Genomic DNA, 17117 nt, shown 5'->3' on the forward strand with positions numbered 1-17117 from the left:
ACATGGCAGGCGCACTGCTCGAGGTCGAGGACCTCACGGTCTGGCTCGCCACCCGCGGCGGGCCGCGCAAGGCGGTCGACGGGGTGTCGTTCCGCGTCGACGCGGGCGAGATCTTCGGTATCGCGGGCGAGAGCGGCAGCGGCAAGACCATGACGGCGCTGGCGCTGCTCGGCCTGCTCCCGCACGCGGCCCGGACCACCGGGCGCGCCGTGTTCGACGGCCGCGACCTGCTGGCGATGCCGGCCAAGGAGCTGCGCTCGGTCCGCGGCCGGCACATCGCGATGGTGTCGCAGGACCCGTCCACGGCCCTGCACCCGATGCTCAGCGTCGAGACCCAGCTGACCGAACACATGCGCCACCACCTCGGGCTGCGCAGGTCCGAGGCGCGTGCCCGGGCCGTCGAGCTGCTCGCGACCGTGCGCATTCCCGATCCGGAGCGGGCGCTCGCCGCGCACCCCGCCCAGTTCTCCGGCGGCATGCGCCAGCGCATCGCGATCGCGGTGGCGCTGGCCTGCCAGCCGCGCCTGCTGCTGGCCGACGAGCCCACGACCGCGCTCGACGTCACCGTGCAGGCCGGCATCCTGCGGCTGCTCGACCGGCTCCGGCAGGAGCAGGACCTCGCCGTCGTGGTCATCACCCACGACCTCGGCGTGATGTCCGCGGTGACCGACCGGATCTGCGTCATGTACGGCGGGCGGGTCGCCGAGATCGGGCCGCGGCAGGCCGTCCTGACCGGGCCCCGGCATCCGTACACCCGCGGCCTGCTCGACGCGCTGCCGCACCCGGAGGGCGGGGCGGCGGCGCTCAACCCGATCCCGGGCAGCCCGCCGGCGCTGGGCCGGGTGCCCGACGGGTGCCCGTTCCACCCGCGCTGCGCCTTCGCGGTCCCCGCCTGCCGCACCGATCGCCCGGTGCCGGTCCCGGTCGGCCCCGGCGGCCCAGCCGGCCCGGACGGCCCAGACGGCCCGGACGGCCCAGACGGCCCGGACGGCCCGGGGCACGCCGCGGCCTGCCCGCCCGACCCGCTGCGCGTCCCCGACCCGATGCGAGGTGCCGAGTGAGCGCCCTTCTGGAAGCGACCGGGCTCGCGGTCGAGTATCACCGGCGCGGCGCCCCGACGCTGCGGGCCGTCGACCACGTCGACCTGAGCCTGCGCCGTGGCGAGATCCTCGGCCTGGTCGGCGAGTCCGGCTGCGGCAAGTCGACGCTGGGCCGCGCGATGGTGGGCCTGCTGCCCGCCGCCGCGGGCGCGGTCCGGTTCGACGGCCGCCCGGTCAGCCCGCTGGGCCGGCGCCGGCGGCCGCGCGAGCTGCGCCGGCTGCAGATGGTCTTCCAGGACCCGTACGCGTCGCTCAACCCGCGCCGCCGGGTCGGCGAGCAGATCGGCGACGGGTTCGTCCTCGACGGCCTCGCGAAGCCGGCGGCCGCCGACCGGGCCGGCGAGCTGCTGGAGCGGGTCGGGCTGGCCGCGGACGCCGCCGGCCGCTATCCGCACGAGTTCAGTGGCGGGCAGCGCCAGCGCATCGCGATCGCGCGGACCCTCGCCGCCCAGCCGAGCTGCATCATCGCCGACGAGCCGATCAGCGCGCTGGACGCCTCGGCGCAGGCGGCGGTGGCCAACCTGCTCGTGACCCTGGTCCGCGAGCTCGACATGGGCATGGTGTTCATCTCGCACGACCTTTCCGTGGTACGCCAGATCGCCGATCGCACCGCGGTCATGTACCTCGGCCGCGTCGTCGAGGTCGGGCCCACGCAGGAGCTGTGGTCGGCGCCCGCCCACCCGTACACGCGGGCGCTGATCTCGGCCATCCCGCGCGCCGACGGCGCCGGCACGCTCCCGGTCGAGCTGCCCGGTGACGTGCCCGACCCCGCGCGGCCGCCGGCCGGCTGCCGGTTCCACCCGCGCTGCCCGCTCGTGCGCCCGGAGTGCGCCCGCCACGACCCGCCCCTTGCCGTGCTCGCCGGGGGCCGCGCCACCGCCTGTGTGCTGCAGAGCCCCGGCGAGCCGGCCCGCCCGCTCGTGCCGCTCGGCCCGTGAGCACCGTACCGACGAAGGAGTGACTGACAGTGGTTCTGGCTGAGCTGACCGAGCGCTTCTGGGCCTGGCGGCTGGCGCGCGTCCCGCGCACGCGCGACGACATCCCCAGGGTCGTGCGCCCCGCTGGCTGGCGCCCCGCGTGGGACGCCGCGAGCGTCGCCGAGGACCGGCGCTTCCTCGCCGGCGTCGAGCGCGACCTGGCCGCCGTCGCGCCGTCGGACGACCCCGCGGTCGAGGTACCGCGGCGGCTGCTCGGCTCGGCGACCTCCCGGGTCCGCTGGGAGCTCGACATCGTGCGCAGCTGGCAGCGCGACCCCTGGTTCTACCTCGACCAGACGATCGGGCACATCTACGACGCGCTGCTGGCCCCGGACCTGTTCGACGCCGCGCGCAGCGAGGACGTCGTCGCCCGGTTGCGCTGGATCCCGGCGACGCTCGACACCGCGCGGGAAAACCTGGCGACCACGGCGACCCGCGAGTTCGCCGAGCTCGCGCTGCGCGACAGCGCCGACGCGCCCGAGCAGCTGCGGACGTCGATCGGGCTGCTCGCCCCGCACCTCGACGAGGCCTGGCGCGACGCCGCCCGCACGGCCGCCGACGACGCCGCGGCGGCGCTCGCGGCCTGGCGCGCGTGGCTGACCGACCTGCTGCCGTCCTGCTCGCCGCACGAGCCCGTCGGCGCCGAGGCGTTCGGCTTCTTCCTGCACCGCGTCGCCCTGCTGCCGTACTCGACCGCGGAGATCCTCGCCCTCGGCGCGCAGGAACGCGACCGGGCCACCGCCTTCGAGCTGTTCGAGCGGGTCCGCTCCGGGCCGCCGCGGTGGCCGGCGCCGCCGGCGTCGGCGCAGGAGCAGTCGGCGTCGCAGCGGGCGGCCGAGCTCGAGGTGCGCGCGTTCTACGAGGAGCGCGGCCTGCTGTCGCAGCCGGCGACGCTGCGGCACTACCGCAACCTCCCGCGGCCGGACTACCTGGAGCCGCTGCGCTGGCTCGGCGTCTCCGACGACCTCACCGACGAGCACCGGCTCGACCGCGACGGCATCAGCTACGTGCCGGCGCCGTCGGCGGACCTGCCGTACTTCTACCGCGCCAACGCCGCCGACACCCGGGCCGGGATCATCCACGAGGGCGCGCACTACCAGCAGCTCGCGCTGACCTGGCGGCACCCCGACCCGGCGCACCGGCGCTTCTACGACTCGGTGCCCAACGAGGGGATCGCCTTCTACAACGAGGAGATGATGCTGCAGGCCGGCCTGTTCGACGACGCGCCGCTGACCCGCGCCATCGTCTACAACTTCATGCGGCTGCGCGCCATCCGGGTCGAGGTCGACGTCAGGCTCGCCCTGGGCGAGGTGGACATCGACGGAGCCGCCCGGATGCTGCGGGAACTGGTGCCCGTCGACCCCGAGACCGCCCGCGAGGAGGCCGCCTTGTTCGCGGCCACGCCCGGGCTGGGACTGTCCTACCAGGTCGGCAAGGTCCAGCTGCTGCGCCTGCTGGCGGACGCGGCCCGGCGCGGCGGCGACGGCTTCGACCTGCGCGCCTTCCACGACGCGCTGTGGTCCGACGGCAACGTGCCCCTCGCGGTGCAGCGGCTGCAGCTGCTCGGCGACGCCGGCGAGCTCGCCCGTGCCGACGCGCTCGCCGCGGCCGCCGTCGACCTGCGGCGGCTCGCCGAGGATCTCCTCGACGCCATCACCTCCGGCGACGCGCAGCGCGTCGAGCGGCTGTACGCCGACGACATCCAGGTGTGGCACAATCACGACGGGATCGGCCGGGACAAGGCGGAGAGCGTCGACGCCGTGCGCCGCATCGCCGAGCACTACGAGCACTTCCACGCCACCGACGTGCGCATCGACGTCCTGCCCGACGGCTACGCGCAGCGCTGCGTCTTCCGGGGCCGGGAGCGGCGCACGGGCGCGCCGCTGGCCGTCGACGCGATGATGCGGGTCGACGTCCGCGACGGGCGGGTCGTGCGGATCGAGGAGTACACGGATCCGGCCCAGGGCACCAACCCGGAGCCCGGCGCCGGTCCCATGCCCGACCCGGAGCCCGGCCCGAGGTTCCGCGACGGTACCGGCTGGGAGGAGACCGCCGGCTACGCGCGGGCCGCGCGGCAGGGCGACGCCATCGCGGTCAGCGGCACCACCGCCCACGGCCCGGACGGGTCGGCCCTGCATCCCGGCGACACGTACGCGCAGACCGCCGAGTGCCTGCGCCGGGCGATCGCGGCGGTGGAGCGGCTCGGCGGCGCGCGGACCTCGGTGCTGCGCACCCGCCTGCTGCTGGCCCCCGCCGCGGACTGGCAGGAGGCGGCCCGGGCCCACGCGGACGCGCTCGGCGACGTCGCCCCGGCCAACAGCACCTACGTCGTCGGGTCGCTGGTCGGCGCCGGCTTCCTCGTCGAGGTCGAGGTCGACGCGCAGGGAGTCGCGCGATGACGTACTCGCTGCGGGTCAACAACGACCTTGACGTCGCCACCCTCGTCGACCTGGCACAGCGTGCCGAGCGGTACGGCTTCGACCAGCTGTGGGTGTCCAACGACCTGTTCCTGCGCTCCGCCCCGGTGCTGCTGGGGGTGCTGGCGGCCCGGACCGAACGGCTCAAGCTCGGCGTCGGGATCATGAACCCCTACTCCGTGCACATCTCCGAGATCGTCATGATGGCGGCGACCATGCAGGAGGCGACCGGTGGCCGCTTCCTGCTCGGCCTCGCGGCCGGCTCGGCCGAGTTCCTCGCCTGGGCCGGGATCGAGCGGGACCGGCCGCTGGCGAAGACGGCGGAGAGCGTCCGGGTCGCGCGGACGATGCTCGGCGCGCACGACGTCGACGGCAAGCTGCCGTCGTGGTTCGGCCGCATGGCCGAGCTGCGCTTCCCGCTGGCCCAGCAGGTGCCGGTCTACGTCGGCGGGATGAGCCCGAAGATGCTGGAGATGGCGGGCCGGCTCGCCGACGGCGTCCTGCCGCTGCTGTACCCGCCGGAGCACTTCACGCAGGCGCGGGCCCAGGTGCTGCGCGGCGTCGAGGACGCCGGCCGGTCGCCGTCCGACGTCGACGTGCCGGCCTGCTTCTGGGTCTCGGTCGCCGACGACGCCGAGGCCGCCCGCCGCGCCCTGGCCGCCAAGATCGCCTACTACGGGCCGTCGTTCGCCCCGTACCTGCTGTCCCGGGCGGGCCTGTCCGTCGAGGACTTCGAGCCGGTGACCGCGGTGATGGAGCGAGACGGCCTGGAGGCGGCGACCCGGCTGGTCGACGACACGATGCTGGCGCTGGGGATCACCGGCAGCGTGCGGCAGGTGGTCGAGCGCTGCGAGGCGCTGCGCGCGGCCGGGGCGACGCACCTGTCGTTCGGGCCGCCGCTCGGCCCGGACGTGCGGGAGGCGGTCGACGTGCTCGGGACCGAGGTCCTGCCCGCCCTGGGAGGCGCGCCAAGCGGACATTAAGTGCCCGCCAACCGTTCGGGCTTCTGCTGTACCGCATGACGAACACCGAACCCAACCTGCTCGGCATCACGATCAACCACCGCTCGATGCGCGGGGACGCACGCCGGTTCGCCGACGTGACCCGCGCGATGGCGGAGGGGCGCACACAGGGCACGCCGGGTCGCGCGAGAGCGATCCGGCGGTACCTCAGCGAGCTGTGCGACGGCATCCACCACCATCACCAGGCGGAGGATGACGTGCTGTGGCCGGTGCTGCGCGAGACCGCCGGCGCCGAGGTCGACCTGGCCGAGCTCACCGACGACCACCGGGAGCTCGACCCGCTGCTCGACCGCGTGCGCGCCGAGGCCGCCGCGCTGGCCGCCGCGCCCGGCGACCCGGAGGCGGCCGGGCGGCTGTCGGACAGCCTGGCCACGCTGCGTGACCTGCTCGACGAGCACATCGACGACGAGGAGCGCACGGTGTTTCCGGTGATCCGGCGGTACGTCACGCACAAACAGTGGCAGCGCGTGGAGGACGCGGTCCGCAAGGGCTCGAAGGCCGGCTTCGAGCTGCCGCGCATCGAGCGGTACGCGACCGCCGACGAGCTCGGCGAGCTCGTCCGCATGGCCGGCCCGGTGCTGCGGCTCACACTCGCCGCCGTGCGCCCCGGCTTCCGGCGCCGCGAGCGCCTGATCTTCGGCTGAGCCGCGGTCCGGTGCGGGCCCGGGATGCGTTACATCCAGGGCGTCGCGCCGGTCCGCGCGGCCAGTGCCCGGGCGGCCGCGAAATGCTCGTGCGCCGGGCGCCCCAGCAGCGCCGCCAGGCGGCCCAGCAGCAGGTCGACCGGCGGGCCGGTGACGGTCCCGCTCGCCAGGCCGGCGAACTGGCCGGCCCACGGCAGCAACGCCGCGTAGCAGCCGGCCGCCACGTCGGCGTCGCCGAGCGCGACCGCGTTTTCGGCGCGCACGCCCATCCAGGCCAGCCAGTAGTAGTCCTCGCGGATCGGGTATTGCGGCGTCCAGCGGGCCCGGGCCTCGTCCAGCCGGCCGCCGTCGACGAGGGCGCGCACGATCAGCTCGTCGACGTCGGCCGGGGCGAACGGGCGCACCGAGTGGAGCACCGGCAGCAAGGTGTGGCCGAGGCCCTGCGCGAGCCGGACGAAGAACACTCCGCTCATGCCGACCAGCTTCGCGTTGGGCTGGCCGGCGGCCTCGATGCGCTCGCCCAGCTCCGTGTAGAGCCGCTCGGCCGTGGCGTGGTCGCCGGCGAAGAGGGCGCGGATCGCGCCGAGCAACGCCATCACCGACAGGATCACGCCGAGCTGGCCGGCGGTGGAGCGCTCCAGGGCGCGGTCCAGGTGCTCCTGTGCCAGCCGCAGGTCGCTGCGCTCGAGCGCCATCTGGTACAGCACGTGGTGTGCCTGCGCCTGGAAGCCCAGCGACCCGGCCCGCTCGGCGGCGTCCAGGAGCTGCTCGCCCACGCCGGGCAGCTCGTGGCGGCGCTGCGGGTTCAGCACCGCGAAGTACCGGGCGTTCAGCGCCTGGCACAACAGCAGCGGGTCGCCGTCGGCGCGGGCGACGCGCAGTGCCTCGGCGCTGGCCTCGGCGCACCGGGCGAGGTCCTCGCCCTCCAGCTCGTACGCGAGCGTGACCAGCATCCGGCAGCGCAGCCCCGCCGGCACGTCCGGCCGGGCCAGGGTCTGCTCCAGCAGCGAGACCAGCCGCGCGTCGGCGCCCCGGGCGGTGCGGATGGTCCACGCGACCGGCGCGTCGAACGCGGCCAGGGCTCGCGCGAGCGGCTCGGCGCCGGCCGGCGCACCAACGTCGGGGACGGCGTCGCCCGGTGCCGCGCCGTCGTGCCGCGGTTCGCCGGCGCCGAGCAGCGTCAGGGCCGTGTCGACCGCGTCGGCGCGCGCCGCGCGGGCGCCGATCGCGTCGCCGGAGTTGGCCCGGGCCGAGATCAGGCCGCACAGCAGGTCGAGGCGGCGCGCGGGGTCGGCCGGGCGCCGCAGGGCAAGGGCGTCGAGCGCCCCGGCGTACAACTGGGCGGCCTCGCGGTGCGCGAACAGCGCGGTCGCCTGGCGTGCGGCAGCGGCCGCGTGCCCCGCGGCGCGCGCGGCGGTCGCCGGGGTCGCCGCGGCGAGAGCGTGGTGGCCGAGGGCGGCGACGTCGTCGGGGCTGTTGCGCTCGAGCACGGCGAGCACACGCTCGTGCAAGCGCCGACGGCGAAGCTGGGGCATGTCGTCGTACAGCACGTCGCGCAGCAGGGCGTGACCGAACCGTACCCGGCCCGGCGCGGGCTCCTCGAGCAGCCCGGCGAGGACGCCCGCCTCCAGAGCGTCGAGCACTGCGTCCTCGTCCTCGGCGAACGCCTCGGTCAGCACGTCGATGTCGACGTCGCGGCCGAGGATCGACGCGTGCCGCAGTACCGTCTGCGCGGGCGCGGGCAGCCGGGCCAGGCGGCGCCGCAGGACGTGCCCGATGCCCGACGGGATCGCGCGTACCGCGCTGCCGGCGCCCTCCGCGGAGATCAACCGTGCCGTTTCGGCGAGGAACAGCGGGTTGCCGCCCGTGCGCTCGTGCACGACCGCGGCCGTCTCCTCGTCCAGCGGCGCGCCCAGGTGCCCGGCGAGCACCCGCGCTGCCGCCTGCGGGCCGAGCCCGCCGACGACGACCTCGGCCGAGCGCGGGCCGGCGAGCGCGGCGCGGGCCGACCCCAGCTGCGGCGGGGTCTCGCCGCTGCGGAACGTGGCGACGATGAGCACGGCGCGCTCGGCCAGCGCGACGGCGACGTGCCGCAGCACCTGCAGGGTCTCGCCGTCGGCGCGGTGGACGTCGTCGAGCACGACGAGCAGCGGCCCGCCCGACCCGAGCCGCTCGCCGACGGCCTGTGCGAGCTGGAACTGGTCGCCAGCCGGGTCGTCGCCGCGCCCGTCGAGCAGGGGCCGGAGCCGGTCGTCGACGCCGCCGCCGGTGGACAGCTCGCGCAGCACCTCGGCCCAGGCCCACGCGGGCGGCGCGCCGTCGACCTCGGGGCATCGTCCCCACGCGACGCGCCAGCCACGCTCGGTGATCGTCGCGCCGAACGCTCGCAGCAGCGTCGTCTTGCCCGCCCCGGGCTCCCCGCCGACCCAGACGATGCGCAGCCCGCCGCGTTCGGCGGAGGCGGCGATCGAGGCGAGCGCGTCCAGCTCGGCCTCGCGCCCGACGGCCTCGGCGGACCGGGTGGCGACGCCCGGATCGGCGGGGCCGCGGGGCGTGGTGGAGGCAGCGGAATCCGCGACCGGAGCGTCTCTGGACAGATGCGGGGCCTGCGCGAGCACGTCGGCCTCCAGGGCGCGCAGCGCCGGCCCCGGGTCGACGCCGAGCTCGTCGCCGAGGCGCCGGCGGGCCTGGCGCAGCGCGGCCAGGGCGTCGGCCTGGCGTCCGGCCCGGTACAGGGCGGCCGCGAGCAGGTGCACGGCCTCCTCGCGCAGCGGATGCTCCTGCACGTGGCGGTCCAGCTCGGGCACGACGAGCGCGGCGCGGCCGAGCCGCAGCGCCACCCGTCCGGCCGTCTCGACGCAGACCAGACGCAGCTCCTCCAGGCGGGCGGCCTCGGGGCCGGCCCACGACTCGTCGGCGAACTCGGCGTAGGCGGGGCCGGCCCAGGCATCCAGCGCCGCGCGCAGCAGCGGGTCGGCGGCGCGCGGGTCGCGCTCGGCCAGCTCGCTGCCGCGGCGCAGCAGGGCCTCGAAGCGCCACGCGTCGACCCGGTCGTCGGGCAGGCGCAGCGCGTATCCGGGTGCGGCCGAGACCACCACCGTCGCGGGGGTGCGGGGCGCCCGGCCCGGCTCGAGGGCCCGGCGCAGGTTGGAGACGTAGACCTGCAGCGCGGCGAGCGCCTTCGGCGGCGCCTCGCCCTGCCAGAGGTCGTCGATGAACCGGTCGGTCGGCACGACGTGCCCGCCGGCGGCGACCAGGCGCGCCAGGACCGCGCGCTGCCGCGGACCGCCCGCGTCCACGGCGGCGCCGCCGACCTCGGTGTGCAGCGGCCCGAGGACGGCGATTCGGACGGCCGGCGCGCCCGGACCCTCGGCCGGCCCGCGCCGCGCCGGTTCCGTGTCGTCGAGCCGCTCGGCGCTCGGCACCGGCTCAGTCACGGCGGGTCACGATCACGGGGTTCACTCACGTCAGGTCGGGCGGCGGTGTGCGTCGCGAGGCCGGCGGCGAAGGGCGCGAACATCCGACCACGAACGACGAGCCGCGAACAACGGGACCGCAGAGATCGGACACCCGCGGATCCCGGCGCCGCCGGCGGCCCGTGGACGGCCGCCGCGCGTCAGTGGAACAGCGAGCTGACCGACTCGCCGTTGTGGATGCGGCGCATCGCCTCCGACATCGCCGGGGCGATCGACAGCACGCGCAGCTTCGGCACCCACTTGTCCTTCGGCAGGGGCACGCTGTTGGTGCAGACGATCTCCAGCACGTCGTCCTGCTCCTGCAGCCGGCGCAGCGCGTCACCGGTGAACAGGCCGTGCGTGCACGCCACCCTGATGCTCGCCACGCCGCGCTCGCGGAGGCGGTCGATGAGCTCGAAGACGGTGCTGCCGCGGGCGATCTCGTCGTCCAGGACGATCACGTCGCGGCCCTCGATGTCGCCGATGACGGTGCCGATCACGACGCGGTCGTCGGAGAAGCGCTGCTTGGCGCCGGCCGCCACGGGTACCGACAACATCCTCGCGAACGCCGAGGCCGGTTTCGCGTTGCCCAGGTCCGGCGACACGACCACGCTGTTGGACAGGTCGTGGCCGCGGAAGTGCCCGGCAAGCTCGCGCAGCGCGTGCAGGTGGTCGACGGGCACCGAGAAGAAGCCGTGGACCTGCGGCGAGTGCAGCGTCAGCGTGAGCACCCGGCTGGCGCCCGCGGCGGTGAGCAGGTCCGCGACGAGCCGTCCGCCGATCGAAATGCGCGGCTCGTCCTTCTTGTCCGAGCGCGCGTACGCGTAGTGCGACATGACCACCGTCGTGCGCGCCGCGGACGCGCCGCGGGCCGCGTCCAGCATGAGCAGCAGCTCGACGAGGTGCTCCTGCACCGGCGGCACGAGCGGCTGGATGAGGAACACGTCGCGCTCGCGGCAGTTGGCCTGCAGCTGCACCTCGAGGCAGTCGTTGGCGAAGCGGTCCACCCGAACGGGCAGCAGCGGCACCTCGAGCTGCGCGCAGATCTCCTCCGCGAGCGCGGGGTGCGCGCTGCCACTGAACACGGCGATGTCGCGCACGGGCGTAACTCCTCGGGGCCGGGGTCTGGTCATCCCGTTGATACCACACCAACCCGCCGATCACGCTGCTGCCGGGCGTCGTCAGCTGGACAGCGGCCCCGCAGGACGTACCGGTCGAGGAACTGCGCCACCGCGTCACGCACCGGCAGCGGCGCGCCACGGCGGGCGAGCACCGACTGCGCCGCGGTGAAGCAGACCAGCGCCGCGGCGGCGAGCGCCGGGTCGGCGAGGCCGTCGCGGGCGGCGCCGAGCCAGTCGCGGTGCCGGCGCAGCGGCGAGCGCAGGTGCTCGGTGGCGTCGGCGGCGGCCTGTGCGCCCTCCGGGTCGTCGAGCAGCGCGGTGACGACCGCGACCGGCACGATCCAGTCGTCGCCGGCCTGCTGGTCGATCATCCGTAACTCCAGGTAGCCACGCGGACGCACCGGCGGCACCAGCGTGCCGAGGTGGCGCTCGAGGTCGGTGAGGGTCACGGGGCGCGGGCCGTGCCCCCGCAGCCAGTCGCGCATGGTCAGGCCGCTCGGCACCAGCCAGCGGCCGCCGGCCTCGACGGCCGGGTCGTCCTCGGCCGGCGCCACCATCGCGACCTTCGCGGCGAGGGCGTAGCGCGCCCACGCGGTGCGCGGGTCGGCGGTGCGCCGCGGCGCGCGGGTGCGGCTGGCGTCGGTGCCGAAACGCAGCGCCTGGCGGTACGAAGCCCAGCGCCGGCCGGCCTTGGTCACGTGCGGGGAGTTGGCGAAGGCGGCCATCATCACCGGGCCGATGGCGTCCGCGAGCCACCAGCGCCGCGCGAAGTGCGACCAGTCGTCGGTCTCGGAGCCGTTCTCGTCGGTACCCGAGTCGAGACACACCTGGATCGAGGCGGAATTGGTCATCACGGTACGCCCGCGCGTGCCCGCCCGGTCGTGGTACTCGGCCAGGGCCACGTACCGTGGGTGATCCGTCACCAGTCGCGGCCGGCGCACGGTGTCCAGGCCGGTGCCGTCGAGGTACAGGCCGTGGTCGGCCAGCGTGGCGCGCACCAGCGCCAGGTCGCCCGCGACGGCGCTCGTGCACTCGGTCAGCGAGGCGCCGACGGCGCTGGACAGCTCCAGCTGCCCGCCGGGCTCGATGGTGACCGCGCTGCCGCCCGGCAGCGGGTTGCCCAGGTGAGCCAGGAGGCCGAGCAGCCGCGCCGGTGACGGGCGGTGCTGGGGCCGACGCGGATCGCGCACGCAGTACTCCAGCTCCACCCCGACGCGCCCGACCGGCCCGACCCGGAACCCGGCGGCGGCGACATACGCGGCGGCGGTGGCCTCGGTGAGGAGGATGGCGGGTGTCGTGTCGTTCACGGCGGCCTCCCGGACGAAGGGTGCGTGGTACCCAGGCTGGTGTTGGTGGTGGCGAAAAGTGATCGTTCAGGTGCATGGTGAAGCGGCGGCCCGACCGGCGGCGGGCTGCCGGGCGAGTGCATTCAATTAGGAGGTCAGCGGGGCGTTCTGTCCAGCGCCAGAGGACAACGCGCGATGAACACTCGATGGGAAGGCACTGGATGCCCGCAAGATCTGCGGTCCGGCGCCGCCCGGGCGCCGGATCCTGCCGGCGGCGCGAAATCGGCCGCTCTTGGCATGCAAGATCGACGTGTGTCGGTTTTTGATTGGTATTCTTTGCCGCTTCAAGAACGCGTTTCCGGCCGCCCCGCCGCTGCTGTGCCCGGTCGGCGGGCGGGCGCGGGAATGGCGGCCAGCAATGTGTCGCGGCCCGTTCGCGGGGCCGCTGCGATCAAGCCACAGGAATGCCGGGCGGGGTCGCTCGGTCGAATCGGGCGCCCGGGGCCGCGGCGGTGCGCGCCGGGTGACGGCCGTCACCGGCGCGATGCCGATGGTGGTCCGCGCCCGACGCGCGCCGACGGTGCTCGCTACCACGGGCTGGCGAAGTCCTGGGTCCAGAAGGGCAGGCCGCGGGAGTCGTAGGCCACGGCCACGCCCACGTTGCGGAACCGGCAGTCGAGGATGTTCGCCCGGTGGCCGGGACTGTTCATCCACGCGTTCATGACGGTCCGCGCGTCCGGCTGGCCCCAGGCGATGTTCTCGCCGTAGGTGGACCAGCGGTAGCCGGCGGCTCGCACCCTGGTGCCGGGCGAGCCACCGCCCGGCGACCCGTGCGAGAAGTAACCACGTCCGGCCATGTCTCGCGAGTGCTGCCACGCGGCGTAGCTGAGGCGCGGGCTCTGCGTGACCGGCCCGCAGCCGGCTCGCGCGCGGACACTGTTGGTGATGGCGACGACCCCGCGGACCATGCCGTAGTCGGCCGCGAAGGCCGGCCCGGCCTGAACCGCCGCGCCCGCCGCGACCGCACCCGCGACGAGCGTCACGGCGACACCCTTCCGGAATCCCATATCACCTCCACGAAGTAGTGCGTATGGCCTGAAACTATGGAGATTGCGGCCATCCGGGCGGACTCTGCGAAAACTCCGGCTTTCGCACCATTGATGCGCTACGGCGCGCTCAGTGCGGTCGCCGCGAGGCCGGACAATTCACCCGTGAGGGTGACGGCAGCGACGGATTCAGGGGGCCCGGCGGGTCGCGGCGCGCCGTGCGGCAATCGCCGGGGCGCCGGGTGGCGGCGCGGGTAGCGTAGGAACCGCACGGCTCGTGGCGCTCTTGGGGGGAGACGCATGAAGATCGGCATCATCGGGTCCGGGCACATCGGCGGCACGCTGACCCGCCGCTGGCGCGAGCTTGGGCACGACGTCACCGTCGCCAACTCGCGTGGGCCCGGCTCGCTCGCTGGCCTCGCCGCCGAGACCGGCGCGACCGCCGGCACCGTCGCCGACGCCGCCCGCGCGGAGCTGGTCGTCCTGGCGGTACCGCTGCGGGTCGTCCCCGGCCTGCCCGCCGCCGACCTGGCGGGCCGCGTGGTCATCGACGCGGACAACTACTACCCGTCCCGCGACGGTCGCATCGCCGAGATCGAGGCCGGGACCACGTCGAGCCGCTGGACGGCCGAGCACCTGCCCGGTGCCCAGCTGGTGAAGGTCTTCAACACCATCCAGTCGGGGCACCTGCTCAGTCTGGGCCGCCCGCCTGGTGGTCAGGGCCGCATCGCGCTGCCCGTGGCCGCCGACGACGCCACCGCGAAGCGGCTCGTCATGGGGCTGGTCGACGAGCTCGGCTTCGACCCGGTCGACTCGGGCGGGCTCGACGACAGCTGGCGGCAGGAGCCGGGCACGCCCGTGTACGGCACCGACCGCGACGCCGCCGGGGTCCTCGCCGGCCTCGCCGCCGCCAGCCGCTGAGGACAGCCGTGGCGTTCCTGGTGGAGATGCCGGACGGGGGCTACCTCGAGGTCGAGGAGCGCGACGACGTGGCCCCCGACGACGAGCGGGTCATCGGCGTGCTGGCCGCCTCGCCGCTGGAGGGCACGGGCCTGATCACGTTCGGCGCCGCGGTGCGCACCGGTCTCGCCGAGCAGGAGCAGGACGACTTCGCCGACTGGGTGTACGACCGGGTGGTGATGTTCGCCGAGGTTGGCGGGGCGATCGATGGCTGGCTGAGCCGCGACGACGGGACGTGGGAGGTCCACGCCTACCGCGAGCCGGCGTGACGAGCCGCCCGCCGCTGTGCGGATCAGCCGCTCATGACATGTTCGACGAGTGCCAGAGCCCGGGCGTCCAGCGCGCCGCCGGCCGCGGGGTCGGCGAGGCCGGTGGTGCGGTACACCACGACCGCCCGGTCGCCGGAGTCGCTGACGCCGTTGAAGGTGGAGGTGCCGGGCACGCCCCCGGGGTGCGCCCAGAACCCGCCGCGGCGGGTCGGGACCCAGAAGATGCCCAGGCCGTAGCGCATTCCCGCGCGGATCTCCTGGAAGGTCTCGGCGAGCACGGTGCGGTGCAGCTCGGCCGCCTGCGCCGGGCGCAGCAGCTCGCCGCGCTGCAGGGCGCGCCAGAACCGGGCCAGGTCGTCGGTCGTGCTGACCAGGCCGCCGGCCGCGTCGGCGGCGGTCAGGTTGAACTCGGTGACGTCGACGAGCGGGCCGCCCGGCGCGAACTGCTGGTACGCCCGCGCCGACGAGGCCGGCAGCGACGGGTGGTCGTACGGGAAGTACGTGTCGCGCAGCCCCAGCGGCCGGGTGATCCGGTCGCGCACCTGCTCCGCCCACGAGCGCCCGGTCACCCGCCGCACGATCATCCCGGCGAGCACGTAGTTGGTGTTGGAGTAGTCCCAGTGCTCGCCCGGCGCGAAGTTCGGCGCGTGGCGCATCGCCATCGCGACCAGGTCGGCCGGGTCATAGTGGTCGTAGCGGTGCCGCACGTACTGCTCGGCCGACCCGATCGCGGCGAGGTCGTCGACGTAGTTGTACAGGCCGCTGGTGTGCTGCAGCAGCTGCCGGACCGTGATGCGCGCGCCGTCGTTGCCGTTGCCGGCCACGACGCCGGGCAGCCAGCGCTCCACGGTGTCGTCCAGCGACAGCCGGCCCTCGCCGGCCAGCTGCAGGACGACCACGGACACGAACGTCTTGGTGTTGCTGCCGATGCGGAAGCGCCCCGCGGCCGGCATCGGCGCCCGGGTGCCAAGGTCGGCCACGCCGGCGCGCGCGACGACGTCGCGGCGGCCGATCGAGATCTGCCCCTGCGCCCCGGTGACCCCCATGGCGCGCAGGTCCTCCAGCGCGCCCCGCAGCTCGTCGCGCAGCCCGTCGCGGGTGCCGGCCGGCGCCGGGGCATCCGCGGCCGGGGCCGCGGCCGCGCGCCCGGCCGGCGCCAGCACGGTCGCGGCGACGGCGGCCGCCCCCGCCCTCAGCAGCATCCGGCGATCCCCGCGCCGGCTCGGTGACATCTGCTCCTGCATGCCATCCAGCCTCGAAGAACGCCGATCCGCGGGCCATCCCGCCACCCGGCCGGTCGAAGGTAGGGCTGGCCGGAGCATCCGCGGCGCCCGGGGCATGATGTGCGGATGCAACCGATCACCTTCCGCAGGGCCGCCGCCGGCGACGTGCCCGCCCTGGTCGGCCTGGTCCAGTCCGCGTACCGCGGGGAGTCCAGCCGCGCCGGCTGGACCACCGAGGCCGACCTGCTCGACGGCCAGCGCACCGATCCGGAGATGGTCGCCGGGGCGATCGCCGATTCGGCCGGCCTGGTGCTGCTGGCCGAGGCGGACGGCGCGCCCGTCGCCTGCTGCCAGCTGGAGCGGCGCGACGGCTACGCGTACTTCGGTATGTTCGCCGTCGACCCGGTCCGTCAGGGCGGCGGCCTCGGCGCGTCCGTCCTGGCCGAGGCCGAGCGCCACGCCCGCGACGCGTGGGGCGCCCCCGAGCTGCGGATGACGGTCATCGTGCAGCGCGAGGACCTCATCGCGTGGTATGTGCGCCGCGGCTACGCACGCACCGGCGAGATCAGCCCGTTCCCGTACGGCGACGAGCGCTTCGGCCGCCCCCGCCGCCCGGACCTGGCGTTCGAGACGCTCACGAAGCCGCTCGCATGACCGGTCCGGAGCGAAGCGGAGGGGCCGGTCATCATTGGTTCAGGTCCCAGTCATGCCGCAGCCGGAGCGTAGCGGAGGTTCCGGCATGACCGGTCCGGAGCGAAGCGGAGGTTCCGACATGACCAGCTGGGAGTGGGACGAGACCCTGTTCGCGGGGACCGCCGTCCACTACGGCGTCGGCCGGCTGCCCTACCCGCCACGGCTGGCCGAAACGATCCGCGACGAGCTCGGCCTCGACGGCACCGGGCGGCTGCTCGACGTCGGCTGCGGGCCGGGGTCGCTGACGACGCTCCTGGCCCCGCACTTCGCCGCCGCGGTGGGGGTCGACGCCGACCGGGGGATGATCGCGGAGGCGGCCCGGCGCGCACCGGGCGTGGACTGGCGCGTCCTGCGCGCCGAAGAGCTGCCGGCGGACCTCGGCGAGTTCCGGGTCGTCGCGTTCGCGCAATCGTTTCACTGGATGGACCAACCGCTGGTCGCCGAGCGGGTCCGCGGCATGCTCGGGCCCGGCGGCGCCTGGGTGCACGTGGGGGCCATGACGCACCGCGGCCTCGACGGCACCGACGGCGACGATGCGCTGCCGCACCCGCGCCCGCCGTGGGACGAGGTCGACGCGCTCGTGCGCGAGTACCTCGGGCCGGTCCGCCGGGCCGGGCGCGGCACCCTCCCGCAGGGCACGCGCGGCGGCGAGGAAGACGTGATGCGCGCCGCCGGCTACCTCGGCCCGCGGCGGCTCGTCGCCTGGCCGGGCGGCGTGGTCGAGCGCGGCGCCGACGAGTTGGTCGCCTCGGTGTACTCGCAGTCGTTCTCCACCCCGCACCTGTTCGGCGAGCGCTGCGGCGCGTTCGAGGCCGACCTGCGCCGGCTGCTGACCACGGCGTCGCCCTCGGGCCGCTTCGCCGAGCGCACCCGCGAGATCGAGGTCGTGATCTGGCGCCCCTGA

At 75.4% G+C, this 17117-nt stretch carries 14 protein-coding genes; 9 read left to right on the top strand and 5 right to left on the bottom strand.

Annotated elements, in window-relative coordinates; translation table 11 throughout:
* The first annotated feature begins 2 nt into the window (after positions 1–2).
* From ACGFI8_RS39215 to ACGFI8_RS39235, 5 genes are read left to right on the top strand one after another with little or no spacing between them, the layout of a single operon-like run.
* Positions 3–1061 carry an ABC transporter ATP-binding protein gene (locus tag ACGFI8_RS39215; RefSeq protein ID WP_392812458.1) on the top strand — a complete coding sequence of 353 codons (1059 nt, stop codon included), beginning with the start codon at positions 3–5 and terminating at the stop codon, positions 1059–1061.
* Positions 1058–2038 (top strand): ABC transporter ATP-binding protein, encoded by a 981-nt coding sequence (locus tag ACGFI8_RS39220; protein ID WP_392812460.1) that lies wholly within the window; start codon positions 1058–1060, stop codon positions 2036–2038. Before ACGFI8_RS39215 ends, ACGFI8_RS39220 begins: the two co-directional genes overlap by 4 nt.
* A gap of 29 nt (positions 2039–2067) precedes the next feature.
* Positions 2068–4476 carry a DUF885 family protein gene (locus ACGFI8_RS39225; RefSeq protein ID WP_392812461.1) on the top strand — a complete coding sequence of 803 codons (2409 nt, stop codon included), beginning with the start codon at positions 2068–2070 and terminating at the stop codon, positions 4474–4476.
* A complete protein-coding gene (locus ACGFI8_RS39230; RefSeq protein WP_392812463.1) occupies positions 4473–5477 on the top strand; it encodes an LLM class flavin-dependent oxidoreductase in 1005 nt (334 codons plus the stop codon). Before ACGFI8_RS39225 ends, ACGFI8_RS39230 begins: the two co-directional genes overlap by 4 nt.
* A gap of 35 nt (positions 5478–5512) precedes the next feature.
* Entirely contained in the window at positions 5513–6160 is a 648-nt protein-coding gene (locus ACGFI8_RS39235; protein ID WP_392812465.1) for a hemerythrin domain-containing protein, read from the top strand.
* 29 nt (positions 6161–6189) lie between these two features.
* Here ACGFI8_RS39235 and ACGFI8_RS39240 read toward each other — a convergent pair whose 3' ends face one another.
* The 4 genes from ACGFI8_RS39240 to ACGFI8_RS39255 all read right to left on the bottom strand — a co-directional run bounded on the left by ACGFI8_RS39240 (position 6190) and on the right by ACGFI8_RS39255 (position 13089).
* Positions 6190–9597, bottom strand: coding sequence for a BTAD domain-containing putative transcriptional regulator (locus tag ACGFI8_RS39240; protein ID WP_392812466.1), 3408 nt, complete (start codon positions 9595–9597; stop codon positions 6190–6192).
* A 179-nt stretch (positions 9598–9776) separates the two neighbouring features.
* Positions 9777–10715, bottom strand: coding sequence for a ribose-phosphate diphosphokinase (locus tag ACGFI8_RS39245; protein ID WP_392812468.1), 939 nt, complete (start codon positions 10713–10715; stop codon positions 9777–9779).
* A gap of 29 nt (positions 10716–10744) precedes the next feature.
* Complete coding sequence (locus ACGFI8_RS39250) at positions 10745–12043, bottom strand: glutamate-cysteine ligase family protein (RefSeq protein WP_392812470.1); 1299 nt, start codon at positions 12041–12043, stop codon at positions 10745–10747.
* Positions 12044–12609: 566 nt separating this feature from the next.
* A complete protein-coding gene (locus ACGFI8_RS39255; RefSeq protein WP_392812471.1) occupies positions 12610–13089 on the bottom strand; it encodes a CAP domain-containing protein in 480 nt (159 codons plus the stop codon).
* Positions 13090–13368: 279 nt separating this feature from the next.
* Here ACGFI8_RS39255 and ACGFI8_RS39260 point away from each other — a divergent pair, with 279 nt between their 5' ends.
* A complete protein-coding gene (locus ACGFI8_RS39260) occupies positions 13369–13989 on the top strand; it encodes an NADPH-dependent F420 reductase (protein ID WP_392812473.1) in 621 nt (206 codons plus the stop codon).
* A gap of 8 nt (positions 13990–13997) precedes the next feature.
* The gene (locus tag ACGFI8_RS39265) at positions 13998–14297 is read left to right on the top strand and encodes a hypothetical protein (protein WP_392812474.1); all 300 of its coding nucleotides are present in this window, start codon (positions 13998–14000) and stop codon (positions 14295–14297) included.
* Positions 14298–14320: 23 nt separating this feature from the next.
* Here the strand turns inward: ACGFI8_RS39265 and ACGFI8_RS39270 are convergent, their stop codons facing one another.
* Positions 14321–15499: a serine hydrolase domain-containing protein gene (locus ACGFI8_RS39270; RefSeq protein ID WP_392812476.1), complete on the bottom strand. Its 1179-nt coding sequence runs from the start codon at positions 15497–15499 to the stop codon at positions 14321–14323.
* Positions 15500–15646: 147 nt separating this feature from the next.
* On the opposite strand from ACGFI8_RS39270, the gene ACGFI8_RS39275 reads away from it, so the two are divergent.
* Both ACGFI8_RS39275 and ACGFI8_RS39280 read left to right on the top strand, forming a co-directional pair.
* Positions 15647–16174 (top strand): GNAT family N-acetyltransferase, encoded by a 528-nt coding sequence (locus ACGFI8_RS39275; protein WP_392812477.1) that lies wholly within the window; start codon positions 15647–15649, stop codon positions 16172–16174.
* Positions 16175–16292: 118 nt separating this feature from the next.
* On the top strand, positions 16293–17117 hold the full coding sequence (locus ACGFI8_RS39280; RefSeq protein WP_392812478.1) for a methyltransferase domain-containing protein: 825 nt from the start codon (positions 16293–16295) through the stop codon (positions 17115–17117).

This window comes from Dactylosporangium sp. NPDC048998 (assembly GCF_043197855.1).
Lineage (GTDB): Bacteria > Actinomycetota > Actinomycetes > Mycobacteriales > Micromonosporaceae > Dactylosporangium.